At 47.7% G+C, this 18959-nt stretch carries 16 protein-coding genes; 9 read left to right on the forward strand and 7 right to left on the reverse strand.

Features of this window, described 5'->3' with window-relative positions; translation table 11 throughout:
• Positions 1-7: 7 nt before the first annotated feature.
• The 3 genes from AS151_RS15380 to AS151_RS15390 form a co-directional block, all read right to left on the reverse strand.
• On the reverse strand, positions 8-1018 hold the full coding sequence (locus AS151_RS15380; protein ID WP_071517941.1) for a zinc-dependent alcohol dehydrogenase family protein: 1011 nt from the start codon (positions 1016-1018) through the stop codon (positions 8-10).
• Between the two features lie 57 nt (positions 1019-1075).
• Complete coding sequence (locus tag AS151_RS15385; protein WP_071517942.1) at positions 1076-2608, reverse strand: hypothetical protein; 1533 nt, start codon at positions 2606-2608, stop codon at positions 1076-1078.
• Between the two features lie 115 nt (positions 2609-2723).
• A complete protein-coding gene (locus AS151_RS15390; protein WP_071517943.1) occupies positions 2724-3848 on the reverse strand; it encodes a cob(I)yrinic acid a,c-diamide adenosyltransferase in 1125 nt (374 codons plus the stop codon).
• A gap of 729 nt (positions 3849-4577) precedes the next feature.
• On the opposite strand from AS151_RS15390, the gene AS151_RS15400 reads away from it, so the two are divergent.
• Together AS151_RS15400 and AS151_RS15405 are read left to right on the forward strand one after the other, a co-directional pair.
• Entirely contained in the window at positions 4578-6773 is a 2196-nt protein-coding gene (locus AS151_RS15400; protein WP_170861418.1) for a WD40 repeat domain-containing protein, read from the forward strand.
• Between the two features lie 28 nt (positions 6774-6801).
• Positions 6802-7065, forward strand: coding sequence for a WD40 repeat domain-containing protein (locus AS151_RS15405; protein ID WP_071517945.1), 264 nt, complete (start codon positions 6802-6804; stop codon positions 7063-7065).
• Positions 7066-7075: 10 nt separating this feature from the next.
• On the opposite strand, the gene AS151_RS15410 is transcribed toward AS151_RS15405, so the two are convergent.
• Positions 7076-8410, reverse strand: coding sequence for an IS200/IS605 family accessory protein TnpB-related protein (locus AS151_RS15410; RefSeq protein WP_071517946.1), 1335 nt, complete (start codon positions 8408-8410; stop codon positions 7076-7078).
• Here AS151_RS15410 and tnpA point away from each other — a divergent pair.
• From tnpA to AS151_RS15435, 5 genes are all read left to right on the forward strand, one after another.
• Complete coding sequence (gene tnpA / locus AS151_RS15415) at positions 8402-8764, forward strand: IS200/IS605 family transposase (protein WP_211517614.1); 363 nt, start codon at positions 8402-8404, stop codon at positions 8762-8764. The genes AS151_RS15410 and tnpA overlap by 9 nt on opposite strands.
• A gap of 131 nt (positions 8765-8895) precedes the next feature.
• Entirely contained in the window at positions 8896-9162 is a 267-nt protein-coding gene (locus AS151_RS15420) for a hypothetical protein (RefSeq protein WP_071517947.1), read from the forward strand.
• Between the two features lie 2 nt (positions 9163-9164).
• Positions 9165-10220, forward strand: coding sequence for an NACHT domain-containing protein (locus tag AS151_RS15425; protein WP_071517948.1), 1056 nt, complete (start codon positions 9165-9167; stop codon positions 10218-10220).
• A 125-nt stretch (positions 10221-10345) separates the two neighbouring features.
• Positions 10346-10903: a filament integrity protein FraC gene (gene fraC / locus AS151_RS15430; RefSeq protein ID WP_071517949.1), complete on the forward strand. Its 558-nt coding sequence runs from the start codon at positions 10346-10348 to the stop codon at positions 10901-10903.
• 27 nt (positions 10904-10930) lie between these two features.
• Positions 10931-11869 (forward strand): DUF5357 family protein, encoded by a 939-nt coding sequence (locus AS151_RS15435; RefSeq protein WP_071517950.1) that lies wholly within the window; start codon positions 10931-10933, stop codon positions 11867-11869.
• 346 nt (positions 11870-12215) lie between these two features.
• On the opposite strand, the gene truB is transcribed toward AS151_RS15435, so the two are convergent.
• Entirely contained in the window at positions 12216-13121 is a 906-nt protein-coding gene (gene truB, locus AS151_RS15440; protein ID WP_071517951.1) for a tRNA pseudouridine(55) synthase TruB, read from the reverse strand.
• Between the two features lie 1311 nt (positions 13122-14432).
• On the opposite strand from truB, the gene AS151_RS15450 reads away from it, so the two are divergent.
• Both AS151_RS15450 and AS151_RS15455 read left to right on the forward strand, forming a co-directional pair.
• A complete protein-coding gene (locus AS151_RS15450; RefSeq protein WP_071517953.1) occupies positions 14433-15038 on the forward strand; it encodes a calcium-binding protein in 606 nt (201 codons plus the stop codon).
• Between the two features lie 948 nt (positions 15039-15986).
• Positions 15987-16658: a class I SAM-dependent methyltransferase gene (locus AS151_RS15455; protein WP_071517954.1), complete on the forward strand. Its 672-nt coding sequence runs from the start codon at positions 15987-15989 to the stop codon at positions 16656-16658.
• Between the two features lie 149 nt (positions 16659-16807).
• On the opposite strand, the gene AS151_RS15460 is transcribed toward AS151_RS15455, so the two are convergent.
• Both AS151_RS15460 and AS151_RS15465 read right to left on the reverse strand, forming a co-directional pair.
• Positions 16808-17815 (reverse strand): NAD(P)-dependent alcohol dehydrogenase, encoded by a 1008-nt coding sequence (locus tag AS151_RS15460; RefSeq protein WP_071517955.1) that lies wholly within the window; start codon positions 17813-17815, stop codon positions 16808-16810.
• 21 nt (positions 17816-17836) lie between these two features.
• Entirely contained in the window at positions 17837-18811 is a 975-nt protein-coding gene (locus AS151_RS15465; protein ID WP_071517956.1) for a cysteine synthase A, read from the reverse strand.
• Between the last annotated feature and the right edge of the window lie 148 nt (positions 18812-18959).

Genomic DNA, 18959 nt, shown 5'->3' on the forward strand with positions numbered 1-18959 from the left:
CACTTGCCTAACCAGCAGACTGACCGATCTCCAAAGCAATTTTACCGAGCATCGATCCTTGTCCCAGCAGACGATGCGCCTGGGAAGCTTGTTCCAGGGGGAAGGTATGGTTGAGACAAATTTTCAACTTGCCAGCATCAATTAGGCGCGCGCATTGGTTGAGAATTTTGGTCTGGTCCTGGCGCAGGGTCGCCGAATCCAGGGTCATCGGCGTTAGCATCAATTCCAGACTAAGGCGTTGGTTGCGTTTGCGCGCGACTTTCCAGGAGGTATCCGCGGCCGGTTCCAACAGGGTCACCACATCACCGTAGACTTTGACCGCAGGAAAACTCTGTTCCAAAACCTTACCGCCGACCGTATCAAACGCCAAATCCACGCCCTCTTGTTGGGTCCATGCCAAAACCGCTTCCACAAAATCCTTTTCTTTATATAAAATTGGCAAATCTGCCCCCAAACTTTGGATAAAATCGGCTTTTTCTTGCGTTCCCACCGTTGTTGCCACGCTAGCACCTTGTAGTTTCGCCAGTTGAACCGCCACGTGACCGACACCACCGGCACCGGCATGAACTAACGTGGTTTGTCCGGCTTGCAAGCGACCTCGGTCGTACAGGGATTCCCAGGCAGTAATTAAAACCAAAGGCGCAGCGGCAGCTTCGGCAAAACTCAGCGATCGCGGTTTTTTGGCTGCAAAACGAGCATCCACCACCGCATATTCTGCGTAATTGCCTGTGGGACCACCCAAACCGCCGTTAAAGAAATAGACTTCATCGCCTACTTGAAAATTTTGTACGGCAGAACCCACTTCTGCCACCACACCAGCACCATCGCATCCTAAAATGGCCGGTTCTTGGTCGGGGTAAAACGTTCCTCGCTGGCGCACTTTGGTGTCGATGGGATTGACTCCCGCCGCTCTCAGTTGCACCAGCATTTGCGTTTCGATTTGGATTTGCGGTTGCGGAACCGATTGCAGTTGCAGAACTTCCGGTTCTCCAGCTGCGGTCATGACAACGGCTTTCACGATATCCCCCCAAATCTGCTTGCTGTTTCAATCGTTGCTATATTCTACCCTACTGCATCACCGAATCCAACGGGGACGCAAACCATCTAAGGGCAGCTTTTCCGGTTGCTTGGGTTCGGGTTCTTGGTCGGCGGCGGTTGGCGGTACCAAAGGTAAGATCCAAATCCGCGCTGACTCTATTGGCATCCCGGTTTCCGTTCGCAAAGTTCGATCGCTATCGCTGCTGTCAGAATTGTTGGCAACCAAGCGATCGAACAGTAAGGAGAGGCCGTCGGGAGCTAGGCTGATTTGAATGTCTCGCTGTTGGGGAAGGTTCCACAGGCGCAACCAGTTTTGAGTTTGTAAGTTGTAGCTGGCGATGTAGGGTTGTTCTACGTACTGTTCCCCTTCGATGAGGTCGGTGAGGACGCAGTACAGGGTTTGACCGGTGGGGTCGAAGGTGGCGCTGAGGATGGAGCCTTTGGTGCGTAAGATTTCCGTTTCTTCCCCTTGGATGTTGGCGAGAAACAGCGATCGCGTGTAGTCGCTGTTAAATTTCACCAAGGCGGCTTGGCTGCCATCGGGGTCAAAGCCCAAGATTTGCCCGTATTCTGGCAGAAATTCGATGGGTTCGACGGTAGATTCACCGGCTTGGCGTTCCGGGTCGAGGGGTAAAATGGCAATGCCCTGTCCTTGGGTCATGGCTAAGGTTTTACTATCTGGCGCGATCGCAAATTCCCCGCCGGCTTTGGTGGGCAAGCGTTGGGGAGATTCTCCTTCCCGCAAGACCCACACCCCAAAATCGCTGCCGGGGTTTTGGCGGCTGGCCCGTTGAACGGCGATGGTTTTGCCGTCGGGGGATAAATCGAAGCGCAGGTTTTTATAGTTTTGATTGCCCAGAATTTGGGTAATTTTGCCGGCTTCTGGTTTGGGAGTGTCTGGTGGGGCGTCGGTGGAACGGATGCCGGTGGTGACAGAATAGAGTTTGTTGTTGTAGGTGCCTTCTTTTTGAAAGTGGCGGCGGTCGGTGGCGGCGAACAAAATGCGATCGCCCTGGGGATAGGGTTGAAAATCGCTGACGATTAAGTCCTTGGGCGTGAGGGCAATGGGCAAATTGTCTTTGGCGTTGGTGAGGTTCACCAGCATGAGACGACCCCGTTCTTCGCCATCCACACCTAAATAAGCAAAAACGCGATCGCGACTGCTGAAATAATCGGAAAAGGGTTGGATTTTTCTTTCTTGACCTTGCTGGCTGTAGGCATCCCGCGCCCCTTCTAAGGCAATTTGAAAGCGGGTTCCGTAAGGAATAGGCGAATTTAACGTATAAGCCATCCGCCTTCCGGCCCAACTAATTTTTCCTGGCAGGGGTGGGTCGAGACGCAGGTTTTCCGCTACGCTTTCGGTATCCATGGGTCGGCTAAAGGTCATGATAAAAGCGCGGTCGTCGGCACTAATTTGTTGCTCGGACCAGGAAAAATTCACCACCCGTGGCGGTACCCGTTCGCCAACCAAAGCAAACCAAACGATCGCAACCAGCAAAACCGCGATCGCGGTGAGGGCAATTTTATCCAGCGGTTGGGGAAATTTGGAACCAGTCAGCGGATTGTACATAACTTATACGAAATCCGATGTTTACAAATCACATTTGGGATTGAGGAGTGGGAGGAGTGGGAGGAGGGGGAGGAGGGGGAATTTTTTTGGGTCTTTGCAGTATTAGCAAAACCAATTAAAAATCGACCCCTTGTTTCAGTTCCACCCCTTCGTTGGCGTAATGTTTGTGGCAGTAAACTTCCGAGTGAATTTTTGCCAGGTCGAAATAGGGGGGAATGTTTTTGCAGCGACCGGTGGCAATAACTTCCGTATTTTTGGGTTTGCGTAGCAGCGATTCTACAATTGGGTCGGGATCGAGTAGTTCCAAATCTACCACCGGGTTGAGTTCGTCGAGAACAATGGTTTTGTACAAACCAGAAGCAATGGCAGCTTTGGCAATTTCCCATCCCCGTTCGGCTTCTAGATAATCGATATCCTGGCGATCGTTGTACCAGACAATGGCATCCCGACCGCAGCGTTGGTGGTCTACCAAACTGGGATAGGTTCGTTTCAAAGCCGCGATCGCTGCATCTTCTGTGTAGCCGCTGCCGCCTTTCAACCACTGTACAATCAGAACCCGGTGGGATTGGTCCTGGCTGATGCCTTTGCCAATGGCTTGTAGCGTTTTGCCTAAAGCGCTGGTGGATTTGCCTTTGCCAGACCCGGTATAAATTTCTACGCCATCGATGCTGTGTTCGGTATGGTATTGGGGACGCATTTCCGAGTGCAAATCGGCAATTTCCACTAATTTGGGATGCGCGGACCGTCCGGTGGCGATGACTTCTAGATAGTCTGGTTTGTTTTTTAGGGTTTTGACCACTTCCTCAATGGAAAGCAATCCCAAATCGATGAGGGGGTTGAGTTCGTCGAGGACGACTACAGAATACAGACCAGAAGCGATCGCGCCTTTGGCAATATCCCAGCCACGCTGTGCTTCCTGGCGGTCGAACCGGGTAATTTCATCAGGTCCAAAATATTCCGCGCGACCGGTGCGTACTTGGTCGATGAGGTGGGGAAAGCCTTGCTGCAACGCCGCGATCGCAGCATCTTCGGTATATTCGCGACCCGGACCTTTGAGAAACCGCAGCAGCAACACCCGAGTTTGCTGGGGTTTGTCGATTCCCAAGCCAATGGAACGCAAAACCACCCCCAAAGCCGCTTGGGATTTGCCCTTGCCTTCGCCGTCGTATACGTGAATTTGCCCTCTCAGGCGTTCGGAAAGGGCCTGTGCTGTCCGAATTCCAATTCCATTTCTAAGCATAGGTTTGAACAGTTCCCCTGTTGTTCGTTGGGTATCTATAGCGCCTAGCCAATTGTACCCACAACCAGTCCCACAAAAATGGCTCTTTTTACAAACCCCACCAAATCGCTTCAAATAGGCACAATTGGGCAATAATTAACGAAAATATCAAAAAGGGGGTAGGATGGTTGTTCGTAGCGATCGCTATTTGATTGCACGTACCAACAATATTGTATATAGGAATATTGAGCGAAACGTCCCCTAGAAAAACCCGCCAACTATTTCTTGTATATTTTTAAGAAAATAATATCGAGCCAAATTTAACATCAGCCGAAATCAATCAAGTCTACAGCCAGACTTTACATGAATTAGAGCTAAAAGCGATATTTAATGATGAAGTGACAGCGCAAGAGTAATACATGCTTATTCTTTAGATCGAAAATCTACTCCCGTCAAAATTTTCATACGAAACCCGATATTGCTAAACCACAAACATAACCCAAACCGTCCCCCTTTACAAGGGGGACAACAGGGGGTTTTTTACTCGCTTGCATTATCGGGTCTTGCCAGTACGGATTTGGTATCAATCCCTTTTTCCATCTCGATACAACCAGCCACTGACAATTATAAAAATAACCAATCGCAGCCAATCGTAGGACATCCATTATGCTGCCATATTCTGCTCTCGACAGCCGAAAAAATCTTGGCTATAATAACCGAATAAGTCGAGCGCGATCGTTGATTGGCACAATGATACCATCGAATGAAGAACCAAGGAACGCCAGCAGCCAACCGCAACTGGAGCAAGCAGACAGTCTCATTCAAGCGGGAAATGTTCAACAATATGCCCAGTTACTGTCTAGCTACGAGTATATCGCTGCCAAAGTCAACCATCCCGAATTTGGCATCAAAGCCTTAATTGAAGATTATGGGTGGTTGGCAACCACAGAAGTAGCAACCCATCTGAACTGGAAAACCGTGCGGGCGTTGCGTTTGATTCAGAAAGCGTTGCAGCTATCGGCACCGACCATCGAGAAAGATCGAACCCAACTGGCGTCACATCTGTGGGGAAGGCTAATGGAGTACGAGCTCCCAGAAATTCGTCAACTCCTGGAACAAGCCCAACAAAATCAAACCAGACCTTGGTTGCGTCCGCTTGCCCCCAATTTGATGCCAGCGGGAGACCCACTGCTACATACTTTGAGAAGTGTTTCCAAGTTATGTATTTGCACACCAGCATACTATAAGCCAGCAGCAGTAGCCATCAGTGCCGATGGTTCCGTAGCGGTTTTTGCACATGGGTCAGCCGTAAAAGTATGGGATTTGACCGCAGGTACCGAACGCTTCACCTTAAAAGGTGACGAAGGCGAAATCCAAACAGTAGCCATCAGTGCCGATGGGTCGGTAGTGGTTGCTGGATTGAAATCGGCAGATGGAATTGTCCAAGTATGGGATTTGACTACCGGCAGCGAACGGTTTACTTTAGAGGGTCACAGCAGTGTCATTTCGTCAGTAGCGATAAGTGCGGATGGGTCGGTGGCGGTTTCTGGGTCGGATGACCAAACCATAAAGGTATGGGATTTGACTACCGGAAAGGTATGGGATTTGACTACCGGCAGCGAACGGTTTACTTTAGAGGGTCACAGTCACTGGGTTACTTCAGTAGCGATAAGTGCGGATGCTTCCGTAGCCGTTTCTGGGTCCATTGACAAGACGATCGAAGTATGGGATTTGATTACCGGCAGCAAACGTTTCACCCTAGAAGGTCACAGCCGCTGGATTGCTGCGGTAGCCATCAGTGCGGATGGGTCGGTAGCCGTTTCTGGGTCAGCAGACCGAACCGTGAAAGTTTGGGATTTGACCGCCGGAACCCAATGCTATACCCTAAAAGGTCATATAAACAAGATTGACTCAGTAGGGATCGATGCCGATGCCTCCGTAGCGATTTCTGGTTCGGTAGACCAATGCGTGCAAGTGTGGGATTTAACGGCTGCTACGGACAGCTTTCCTTTTCCAGGTCACCAAGACTGCGTCACCACCGTAGCGATAAGTGCGGATGGGTCGGTGGCGGTTTCTGGGTCGGATGACCAAACCATAAAGGTATGGGATGCGGCTACAGGAACCGAACGCTTTCTCCTAAAAGGTCACATTAGTTCGGTTGAACCGAATGCTTTAGGTATCAATGCTGATGGTTCGGTAGCCGTTTCTGGTTCGCGCGATCGCATGATGAAGGTATGGGATGCGATCGATGGCACCGAACGCTTCACCCTGAAAAGCCATAGCATGTGGGTCACAGCCGTAGCAATAAGCGCCGATGGGTTGGTGGGGGCTTGTGCATCGTACTATCCATCTGACGAGGAGCCTTTCCCAAAGGTAACCGTGTGGGATTTGACCAATGGCACCGAACGTTTCACTTTGACGGGTAATGTTAATGGAGCATTCGGACAAGTAGCCATAAACAGTAATACCTCAGTAGTGGTTTTTGGGTGGGACAAAACTGTGAAAGCGTGGGATTTAAATACCGGAAACGAACGTTTTACGCTGCCCGTTACGGCTAGTCTAGGATATTCTAGCCGCGAAGCGATAAGTGCTGATGGTTCGGTGGTACTTGCCAAGTCAGAAGACAAAAGCTGGAAAGTGTGGGATTTAAATACTGGAAACGAACGTTTCACTTTACCAGATTTTAGGGAATCCTTCGTAGTCGAAGCCATAAGTGCTGATGGTTCGGTGGGGGTTTCTCGGTCGTCTTCAACGCTGACAGTTTGGAATTTAGAAACTTTAGAAGCGATCGCTTGTTTGACCACAGAACACAGACTTATGGGATGTGCCATTTCCGCCGACGGCAAAACCATATTCGCTGGAAACCAACGGGGAGTCGTTCATTTTCTGCGTCTAGAAACCCCTCAACCCACCAAATCGCCTCCAATAGGCACAATTGGGCAATAATTAACGAAAATATCAAAAAGGGGGTAGGATGGTTGTTCGTAGCGATCGCTATTTGATTGCACTACCAACAATATTATATGTAGGGGCATTTCGCGAAACGCACAGAGGTTTAGAAGAATTTGGCGATGCACGATTAGCAGCCAATTTGATGCCGCCGGGGGGACAGCTGCTGCGTACTTTGAGCGGTCACAGCGACGGGGTCAGGTCCGTAGCCAGCAGCGCCGATGGGTCGGTAGCCGTTTCTGGCTCGCTGGACAAAACCGTGAAAGTGTGGGACGTGAACTCCCCCTAGACTAAGCTCCTTACGTCGCTGTAGTCGGGGCTTCTCTATCCCAAAGAACAGATAGAGTAACGGGAGTTCGCCGTTTGGATGAGGAACTTTTGCCATCATCCAACTGACCGTCATTTCTGCGAGTCAGTTTTAATTTCTTAGCCCAATATCTAGCACCTATGTTGTAACTAGCTGATAGGTCACAGTTATATTGTTTGCCACTAGAAAACGTAGCTAGGGAGTAATTTTTTTTGCTTCGTTTAATTTTTCCACTGCCATCAAAAGCAAAGCTAGAAGTCCCACGAGGATAAACAAACTCTGTCTTCCCTCCTGCTTCAGCAAACTTTTGTTGGGTTAGGTTGACCAAAGCTCGATGTAGCCAGCCGTGAAAACGCTGTTTTAAGGTCGAACCTTTACGTCCTCCTTTAGGTCGCCACCCTTTCAGTTGCTCGAAGACAATAACTGATGCTCCGTGTTCGGTGGCGAAGTCCACAATTTGTTTAGAAGACTGTTGGGCGATGTTTCGGTTATATTGACGAGCTTTTCGATACCAAGTGGAACAAAAACCTTTATAGAGATTTTTGGTTAAACGGGCTTTCTTTCTGATTCGAGATAAACGCTTATCGCGACGGTCTATGTTAACCGAAGGGTGAATAAATTTCCTTGCGGTTACAGTGCCGTCAGGATAAACGATACTGACTGTAGCTAGGGTGTTAATCCCTATGTCCACAGAGCAGACACAGTTTCCTTCTTTCTTTGCTGGCTCGATCTTAAAGGGAACACTGAGTTTGCATCCTTTCCTATTAACAATTAAAGCAGGGGATTTCATTTCAGCATTACCTAAAAGATGTCTACCCCTCTTTCGAGAAATAGCAACCTTTGTCCATACCCAATCACTCCCATTCCACACTTTAATTTCAGCGACGGTCAAACATTCAGAGAACTTAATGCACTGTTTTTTATAGAGAGAAGGATAACAACCCGTGTTTCTATTTAACTTTGGAGGTTTAGCATCTTTTCTACTCCTAATCCCAGACTGCCATCTTTGATATCGGGTAAGAAAAGAAGATACTTGTCCAATGGAAAACTCGATGGCTGCGCGTCTTAGATACGAAGGAAACTTATAAAACCTTTTTCCAAAATACCGATATTTAGGATTAGGGTTTTTACTGGTCTTATGAATCAGTTTTTCTACTTCCGAACACCGACTCTTGGCATTAGCAATAGTTGTCCAGTGAGCGTTAACAACGCCCACTAAATCACGACAAAAGGATCTGTACTCCTGAAGGGTTAGCATCAAGGCTTGTTGCTGTTCAGGAGTAGGTGATAAATGCCAAGAATCGGTACGGATAGTAGAATGGCTCATAATACTTTAGATATTAGCTTAGTTATGGATAAACTGTCAAGCCTGAAAACCAGCAGTCACAGTGCGTATCGTCTTCAGGATCGTATTATTTTTAAAGTTAAATACAGAAAGAAGATCGTCACCAAAGCTATGCTTCATAGACTAGAAGAGATTTTCTCCGATGTCTGTGGGAAGTGGCGGTGTCGGTTAGTGGAGTTTGGCGGTGAGGCAGACCATGTCCATCTTTTGGTCGATGCTCATCCTGCTATGGACTTGTCTCGTTTTGTTGGAAACTTGAAGACTGTATCTTCTAGACGTATCCGAAAAGAAAACCAAGAATACTTAGAGAAGTTTTTTTGGAAACCCTACTTTTGAAGGCTTATGGAACGATCGGTGTCGGGGGGAGAGCTAACTTGGAGACGTTGTTAAGTTATATTCAAGGAAAAAGTGCCCCTCCTAACTAGCGACTAACCCTTCGGGTGTAGTCATAGGATGCGTCGGGGCGTTTGCTCACCACCGGCCGCGAACGCTTCACCCTCCAAGGTCACAGTGCCCCGGTCATGTCCGTAGCCAGCAGCGCCGATGGGTCGGTAGCCGTTTCTGGCTCGCATGACAATACCGTGAAAGTGTGGGATTTGCAAACGGGAGAACCAATCGCCTGTTTTGTAGCAGACCATCCCATTTTGAGCTGTGCCATTTTTTCTACAGAAACCACCATTAAAGCTGGAGACGGAGGCGGATTCGTCCATTTTCTCCGCCTGGAGAGGCCGTAGATATGTCGATCGAAACCCTGCTGCCACCTCTCGACACTTTTGCCACCTTTCTAGCCTGCCAGGAGAATCGCTTTGTCAGCCGTCCTTGGCTTTCCCAACAAATAGCCCGCTTTTGGCAACAATACGATCGCGGCTACTTTACCCTCGTCGGTCCTCCAGGTAGCGGCAAAAGCGCCCTCCTCGCCCACATTGCCAACACCGAACCCCATACCCTGTACTATTGCGCTCAATTCCCCGAAACCCACAAACTCGCCTTCGCCCATGGTACCCTGCTAGACTCCCTGCGTCCCCTCAGCGATACCGAACCCGACGATAGCAACGCCCTGTTTCCCTACCTGCAATGTGCCAGCCGCCACTTGCAACCGGGAGAACGGCTGCTGCTGGTTGTCGATGCCATCGATGCCATTGAAACCCACCAACAACCCCCCGGTGCCAATCGCCTCTACCTGCCGCGCTACTTACCGCCGGGCATCTTTGTGCTGGTTTCCCGCCGCCCGCAACCGCAAGAACGCACGGGATTGCTGGTGGAAACCCCTGCCGAGTTCCTGGATTTGTCCCACTATCCCCAACGCTGCTACGCCGATGTGCGCCGGTATTTACAACACGAACTGCAAAAAAACAATAGCGACAATTCTTTGCCTGCTTGGCTGCAACAACACCAGCTTTCCCCAGAAACCGCTAGCGATCGCATTTCTGCCTACTGCCAGGGCAATTTTGGCGTTGCCAGCCACGTTCTCTACGACTTGCGCCAAGGCACAAACCTCTCCCCCGACGGCGAACTACCCCCCAGCCTCACGGCGCGTTACGCCGAATACTGGCAAACTATGACTGCCACCGGTTTTGACGACCTTGCCACTGCCATTCTCCAGCAACTGCTGCAACAGCCCCAATCCCCAGAAGCGATCGCGCAAACCCTCGATGCGGACGAGTTTGACGTACAAACGATCCTCGATCGCTGGATTTCTTTTCTACTTACCGACACCACCACCGGCGAACCCCGCTATCGCCTTTTCCACCCCAGTTTCCGCACATTTTTGCAACAACATCTGCTAGAGTAATGCCAAATCCGTTGACAGGAAATCGGGCAACCACGGGGGGTTGCCCCTACAGGGAATTTTTGGTATAGAAACATCGGATTTCGCGTAAATCCCCATATGCCTATTTTTAAAGCTTTTCCGTGCCCATGATTTTGCCCCTGCGCGCGGTCTTATTGCAAGTTTTACTCACTGCGATCGCGGTTGCGATCGAAACCCCCATTTTATTTCGTGGCTTGCCTTTAAACCGCCGCCAAAGTATGAAACAAGCCGCCTTGGGAAATATCGCCGTTGCTGTGGTGGGGTGGCTGTTTTTCTTTGCCGTTCAAGCTGGTCTTCCCGCTGGCTTGCAGGAACAATTGATTAGCTACGTGTTCTTCGATCGCTTGTTTCTGGGCAACAACTGGGACCCATCGCAAGTACAAATTTTGTTAATTTTGTTCTGTTTTATCGCTTTTTTAGCCAATTTCTTTTTAAAATTTTATCTCTATCAAATTCTGGAAGAAATTCACCAAGCCCAACGCGATCGCGAACCGTTTCCCAAACTGACGAAATTTCCCCGCCACCCCTCTTTAATTCGCCAAGAAGAACTGCAGGTTACCCGAAAAAATATTAAAGAAAACCAAGGGAAATTTATTTTGTACGCCCACGCTACCAGCAACAGCGTTGTTTTGCTATTATTGCTATTACGCCAGTCCCAAATGTAGCCACGCGAGAGGGGGGAAACCAAAACCTTGAAACTGCCTACGGTGGATCCAGTACCTTCTTGGAAAAGTTTCCTAGCCATTGGTATAATTTCTCTTGTCTTTTCTTTGTTTTTACGGGAAAGTCTGAGCGATCGCTCTTTGATATACCATTTTTTCCACTTGCTTGGCTGGGGAAGTATTTTGTTTGGTATTTCCTGGTGGTTGCGGCAAAATAACGTGCGATTTTTAGGGGTGATTTTATATCCTTACTTACTATTTGCCCTGCTGGCCTTACTGCTATTTTCCTATTTTCCCGAAGTTTCTCCCTTTGTTTATTGGACTGGTTGGCTGCTGGCATCCCTCACTACTACCATTTTATACAAACTCCGGGAAATTCGCTTTCAATGGCGAAAAGCTACTGCCAATTTTTATCGCGAAATAGCACTTTTGGTCAGTGCCAACTTGCTAATTGGCTGTTGGTTTCAAAGCTATCATATCTTTCAATCTTGGCTCGATGAATATCCCGCTCTTGCCAATATCAGTTTATCCCACAGTGCCTTCGTTATTCCCGTTGGCGACGAAGAAATTCCCAGTTTAGCTGCTACGATTATCCTAGGTCGTTTGGAAGCGATCGCGCAAGAGAAAGCCAATGGAAAACCTTGGTCCCAAGTCGAATCCTGGGTTTTACAAGTTCGCACAGAGAAAAACCAACTCAAACAGGATTCCCAGCTGGAAATAATGATACCAAACCTACGCATCCGCCAATATTGGCTACCACAAATCTCAGCACAAAAAAATGAAAATGGCTATCCAATCAAACTCCAAGCCACTTGGCAAGGACCCAATGCCACCGGCGAAGGCTATGCTTGGTATAAAAGCTGTACCATCGAACCCATTTCCCCCAACCCCCCAAACGACCAAGTAGAAAACACTGGTCAGCTACGCTGCGATAGGGAGATTCAATACGAATCTTTAGCATCAAATTAGGTATGCAAATCTGATTCGTACAAACCACATTTCATACCAAATCTGATACGAAATCCGATATTGCTAAACCACAAACATAACCCAAACCATCCCCCCCTTTACAAGGCTGACAACAGGAGGGTCTGACCCGCTTGCACGATCGGGGCTTGCCAGTATGGATTTGGTATAATACCATTTCCTTCATAATATGCAAGAGATAATAGAGGCATTTTTGTAGGGGCGCAACGCGTGAGCGCCCCTACCAGGGAAATTGGAAAATTCCAGAAAATTATTGTTTTTCAGAAATGGTATAAGATATAAAAAAACAACCTGTCTTTGATTGAAAAGCAGACATTATGGTTAAAATTTATCCCAATACTACTTTAGGAATAATAAACTGCTGGCGATCGCGATTGGCAATAATTTGACTGATTCCCAGAAAACGTTCTTCTTCATCATACGTACGCATGGTTATCGCCTCTACATCTTTGGCTACCAACTGACTGCTCGTATCTGCAAAACGCTGACCGTTACACCAACGTCTTGCCTTTTCCATATCCAAATGCAGTAACGGCAAATGGCAAAGGGGAAAATCGGGGGGAAGCAACTGAAATACTCCCCGTTCAATTTGGCTTTCCATCTCCGATAGGGTGATGCTGCTATCGAAATGAAAACCACTGCTTTGGGTCCGTTCCAAACCAGCCAATGTGGCAACGGTGTTGGCTGCCATGCCCAAATCTCTGGCAATCGAACGTACGTAGGTACCACTGCCGCAAGCGATCGCAATTTCTAATTTCGGATACTTCCCGGGTTCCCAGTTGAGAATTTCTATATTATACACTTCTACCGTACGCAACGGGACTTCTACATCTTTTCCCGCACGTGCCAGTTCGTACAACCGCTTGCCACCCACCTGAATCGCACTGTATTTGGGAGGAATTTGCTGGATGGTTCCCTGAAATTTCGGCAAAATTGCCTTTATAGTTGCCAAATCCACATCGGGAACTGGGGTTTGCGTTACAATTTCCCCTTCTAAATCGTCGCTGGTTGTGGCAATACCAAATTGTACGGTGGCTCGATAGGCTTTGTCGTGGCAGAGATACGATAGCAAACGGGTCGCCTTGCCTACGCCAATCGGCAAAACCCCTGTCGCGGCTGGGTCGAGGGTTCCCCCATGTCCAACCTTTTTGATCCGCAACAGTTTCCTAATTTTGGCCACGCAATCGTGGGAAGTCACGCCAATTGGTTTGTATAGGTTGATAAATCCTGTCATGGAAAATCTTCGATAGGTTTGGAAGCCCTGTCGCTTTAGCGCCGGGAGGAAAAACGAACGGCCAGTTGAATCGCCTATGGTATGAACGAACGCATAAGCATAATTATCCCTTCTGTGAATTGGTTGGCAATACCTGTGGCTAATTCCACCACACCCGGCCTGAACGAGTCGCAATATCAAAGCTGCCGGATGCGCGAGAGAGAATTCCATATAAGACCCAATTTTCCTGCCTTTGGTGACAGTGGCAGAAACGATATCGCCAGTGTATACGATCGATTGGTAAGAGCGGTTCGCAAACCGCCACTACAAAGGTTTTGGGCAAGTATAGCGAATTATCGCCTGGGAAACAACAGGTTGACCCATCCCTGCGATCGCGCTTTCCCTTTCTCCATTTTTCGTGCCACCAACGATGGTCTACCCAAAATAGATATATTGCGAGCGGTAAAAAAATGTTCAGACAGTTTTTTTAGAGAAAAGTCCCATTTATTTTTCTGAAAAAATCCTCACAGTCCAGGCTTGGTAAGTTCTTTCATGAACTCTATGCAAAAATTTACATGCTCAACAGATATTTTTCTTTCGTGGAATTTTCCCGGAAATGCTTGCTAGTAGGGAGTTTGCAAGATTTGACAATGTTTATTTTTGTCGTTTTTTTTATCGATGAATGGTTTTTTTGTTATGAAATGATAGCAATTCATCGTTCCTTTCAAAAGAAGCTGCATAAATTTTTTGCATTATGAAAAAATATTTTGTTAAGTTTACGCAAAAATACTCAAACGAATTGTTAAAACAGTGACGTTTATTTTTGTACCGCGATCGGTAAAGATGGAGGTTTTCCTGAGGAAATTCTGTTCGCCTGACAAAAGTTCTAAAAAATGACTCGAAAATTATTAAAAACTGTAAAAAATCCTACCGTATTTTTTCAGAGGGATATATGCTTGATTTGTAAGCAAACAAGAATATTTTCGATAAGCAGTTTTCAATGTCTTATCCTCTTTTTTCTCTAGTTTGCTTATCTTTGGAAACAGTACCCTGTGGTAAACCTGGTGAATTGAAGGAATTGCAGTTTTTTTTGTTCTTCTCTACCTTTTCTATCGGAGGTAGAAAGGCGATCGAGCGATCTGCAAACCCTGCTCTCGGCTGTTTGAATACCTTGCTTCCCCTACAAGGGTTAGGCAGCTAGCCAGGTATTGCTATCCAAAAGTGCTGTCGATTGTCTCACACCAGTTTTCTTGTTTTTTTGGGGAAGGTGTTAATGCCTTTTCGTTGCTTCTGTGAAGTTTCATTGTTTACTTCATTTTCTTGGAGGTCAAAATGGTTAATTCTATACACGGCAGTGACAACTCAGAACGTATCTATGGTACACGGCAAAGCGATCGCATTGAAGGCCGCGGCGGTAACGATCGGATTTATGCCTGGTCCGGTAACGATAAAGCCTTTGGCGACTATGAAGAGTTTGAAGAAGGTGAAGAACCAGAAGCACCTTCTCCCGAATCAGTTCGAATTGGGGATGATACCCTCTTAGGTGGTTGGGGTTCGGATACCCTCATCGGCAACAAAGGTGACGATTACTTAAATGGCGGAGAGCATTACGATAACCTCAAAGGAGGAGAAGGCGATGATTTTCTAGATGGTGGCGGTTATCATTGGTTTAATGATTATGACTATTATTACGACAAGTTATCTGGTGGAGATGGTGCAGACAAGTTTGTTTTGTACCGAGGTCCCGTTTACGACTACATCACAGACTTTGAAGGTGGTACCGACAAGATGATTCTGCCTCGGAACGTGCATTTCAACAATTTGCGGATCCTCAACAATGGGGTTGATGAGGCAGAAACGAAAGAGATTTACTACAAGGGCGACTTATTGGCGAAGGTTAATGTTGAAGAAACATTGACTGCAGATGATTTCATCTAAGTTCATCCATGGCCTAAGAGGCTAATTTATTTCCACTGTCCCGCTTGTGCCAGAAGTGGGACAGTTTTTTTTTGCTAATGGGAAGAATGTCAGTTATGCCAATTTTGCCATCGCGCGATCGCACTTGAATCCCAAAATAAAAATAATGGCTGAGGTCAACTTTGGAGAAGAACAGACCTCAGCCGATTCATCTAGGTTCATCCATAGCCTAGGAGGCTACTCTATTTCCACTGTTCTACTTGTGCCAGAAGTAGAGCAATTGTTTTTACTATAACCAACTCCACAAGTTTTTCACAATTTTTACAATAAAACTTTACAGAAAAGGAGACACAAGTTCTGTTATGGAAAAATCTAGCGTTCGGAGAAAAAAGAGGGCTGCGATTTGCCGGTATGGGGGCAATCCATCGATTTCATCCTCTCACGGTTGCAGCAATGGCAAGTTGATATGCCTCGAACAGGGGCCAAATTGCGATTGGCCACACCAGTTTCTCAGAAAAATTCTTAAACTGTTAATCCCCCAGCCAATAAGGGATTGACCGGGATTGACGCCGCACCTGGTCGGTAGAAGTTTGGCGTATAGGACGAACAGTTGTATAATAGGTTCGGCTTGGAAAATTCCTTGGTTGGAATCCGAGCTAGCGCAAAGATAATCGTTTGCTGTTTCTGCAAGTAATGGCGCGATATGGCAGTTCTATCCCCGGCCGTTTGGGAGGAAAAAGGAAAAACAGGTTTGTGGAATTGATGGCGGCCGTAAAGATGACTGTATTGCGTCAGTAGGGTATAGGCAACAGTAAAAAATATTTAGGATGTAGGTCTTTGGTTGCTTATGAGGCGATCGCTTGTCCCTATATACCTAACAATGCGTTTGCTGGTAGTGCCAACGCCCTCCCTTGGGTTTTCTTGGAAATAGCGGTTTATCTTTGTATTTGTAGAATTCACGAAATTTTCATGACTCAAACATCCAACAATCCAAACAATACTCAAAGTTGGGACGCTGTTAAGGGAGCCCATGCCTTATCGGGTGATATTTCCAAATTACAAGACTATTACGATGAGTGGGCAGACGCTTACGACAGCGACGTTTCCAACGAAGAGTACGCCGGACCCCGCGCGATCGCAGAATTTTACAATCGCATTCGCGAACAAAGCGATCGCACCCCCCGGGAAAACGTAAAAGTGCTTGATGCCGGTTGCGGTACGGGTTTGGTCGGTGTCGTCCTCAAAGACATGGGCTACAAACAAATTGATGGGTTCGACCTATCCGACAGCATGGTTGAGGTAGCAGAAAAAACCAATAGCTACCAAGAGCTCAAGGGTGGGATTGACATGAACAAAAAAATCGAAGACTACCAGGACAACGAATACGACGCCAGCCTGGCTTGCGGTGTATTTACCCTGGGTCACGTCCCCCCCGAATCCATCAACGAACTGATTCGGATTACCCGCCAAGGCGGTTATATCATTGTTAGTACCCGGAAAAGCTACTACAACTCCACCAACTTCCAAGAAGTTGCCGACCAACTGCAAAGGGATGGGAAGGTAAAACTCCTAGAACACTGGAAAGATGGTCCTTATATTACCGAAGAAGGCGCTCACTACTGGGCTTTTCAGGTTTGCTAATTTGGCGTTTGCAAGCTTGAGATAGGCATATAGGCGGTTCTTAAAGCTTACTTATCCTACCCTGCTTGCGATGCAAACGATTGATAGAATTGGCCGGTACATAGCTACCGTTGTTTGTAGCCACGTACCGGCCGCTTTTCGAGATTTCCCTACTGCTTTGTCAAAACGGCACGATAGCGTACCTGATTGTTGCGAACCCGTTCGAGAGCTTCGTTGGCCTTTTCAAAGGGAAAAGTTTCTACAATCGGTTCGATTTGATATTTTTCCGCCACCGATAGCATTTCTCGCATCATCGCCCGACCCCCAATCACAGAAGCGAGAATGCGACGGCGTTTCATCAGCATGGAAAACAAAGGCAGGGAAATATTTTCGTCGGGAACACCAACAATAGACAGGGTTCCGTCGGCATCGAGATATTCGGCATATCCTGCCCAATCAATACTAGCGGGAACCGTGCTCAGCAAAACGCTAAAAAAGCGATCGGCAGGCGGTGGCGATCCCCCGCGTTCAACCACAATCGCATCAACAGCACCTAGCTGTTTGGCAAATTCGGCTTTGTCTTGGGAAGTGGTAAATACTGTTACCCGATTTCCCAGACGGGAGGCAAATTTTACCGCCAAATGTCCCAAACCGCCAACGCCGATAATGCCAATTTCCTGACCGGAAGTCATGCCGCCGTACCGCAAACCAGAATAGACGGTAATGCCAGCACAGAGTAAAGGACCGGCAACTTCGGTTTTGATGCCATCGGGAATGGGGAAGGCAAAACGGGAATCGACGTTGAGATAGTCAGAAAAGCCACCGTATTCGGAGACAATCAGCGGTTGGTGGTTGCTGCATAGATTTTCGTTGCCACGCAGGCAATCCTTACATTGCATACAAGCAGATGCTTGCCAGCCCATGCCCACGCGATCGCCCACTTGCAAGTGAGTCACCTGTTCTCCTACTTCTACCACCTCACCGATAACCTCGTGACCGGGAACAATGGGATAGTTCGACATACCCCAGTCGTCATCGATGATATGCAAATCGGAGTGGCAAATACCACAAGCATGAACCTTAATAAGGCAACGATGTCCTTTGGGAGACGGCGTTTCGTATGTATAAGGCTGGAGTTTGGCACCTTTTTCTAAAGCTGCAAGTGCTTGAATTTGCATAAAAGATAATCCCTTTGCATTCTAATTGGGCAGCAAATCTTTCGATGCCAGCCACTCCCGATTGTACAGTTTGGACTGGTAGCGGCTGCCACCATCGCACAGAACCGTAACAATGGTATGGCCGGGCCCCATTTCCTTGGCTAGTTGGTAGGCAGCTCCTACATTGATGCCTACAGATCCCCCCATAAATAAACCATCTTTTTCCAGTAATTGGTACAGAACCCGAATGCATTCGCGATCGTCAATGCGGATAGCATCGTCAATGGGGGCACCTTGCATATTGGCCGTGACGCGAGAGTTGCCAATCCCTTCGGTAATGGATTTGCCTTCCGCTTTGGGTTCGCCAGTTTTGGCATAACTGTACAAACCGCTGCCCATGGGGTCAGCGAGAATGCATCGTACGTTGGGATTTTTTTCCTTGAAGAACATAGATACCCCGGCATAGGTACCGCCGGTTCCTGTAGAGGTGACCCAAGCATCAATTTTGCCCTCGGTTTGCTGCCAGATTTCCGGACCTGTGGTTTCGTAATGGGCACGGCGGTTGGCTATATTATCAAATTGATTGGCCCAAATGGCATTGTCCATTTCTTCGGCTAGCCTGCCGGAAATCTTAATGTAGTTGTTGGGGTCGCGGTAGGGCACGGCGGGAACGGTTTTGACTTCTGCTCCCAAAACCCGCAGGGTATCGATTTTTTCTTGGGATTGGGTTTCGGGAATGACAATGAGGCAGCGATAGCCTTTGGCATTGCAAATATGGGTTAAGCCAATTCCCGTATTGCCGGCAGTTCCTTCAACGACTGTACCGCCTGGTTTTAGCAAACCCCGTTCTTCAGCGTCTTTGATAATGTACCAAGCAGCGCGGTCTTTTACCGAACCGCCAGGATTGAGGAATTCCGCTTTTCCCAGGATTTCGCAACCTGTTTGTTCGCTAAAACTGTGCAAGCGGATGAGTGGTGTATTGCCTACAGTATCTACGAAACCGTTTTTAATATCCATTTGAACTATTTCAACTAGATCGATGGGCGAGCAACGATTGAATTTAATTTAACTTAAAAAAATTTATCAAGTAAAACTTTCGGTAGCTTGGAATCCCCGTCGCTTTAGCGCGGGGAGGAAAAGCGCCTCGTGGGGCTTTAGCCCCATT

This window comes from Geitlerinema sp. PCC 9228 (assembly GCF_001870905.1).
In the GTDB taxonomy this organism is placed as follows: domain Bacteria; phylum Cyanobacteriota; class Cyanobacteriia; order Cyanobacteriales; family PCC-9228; genus PCC-9228.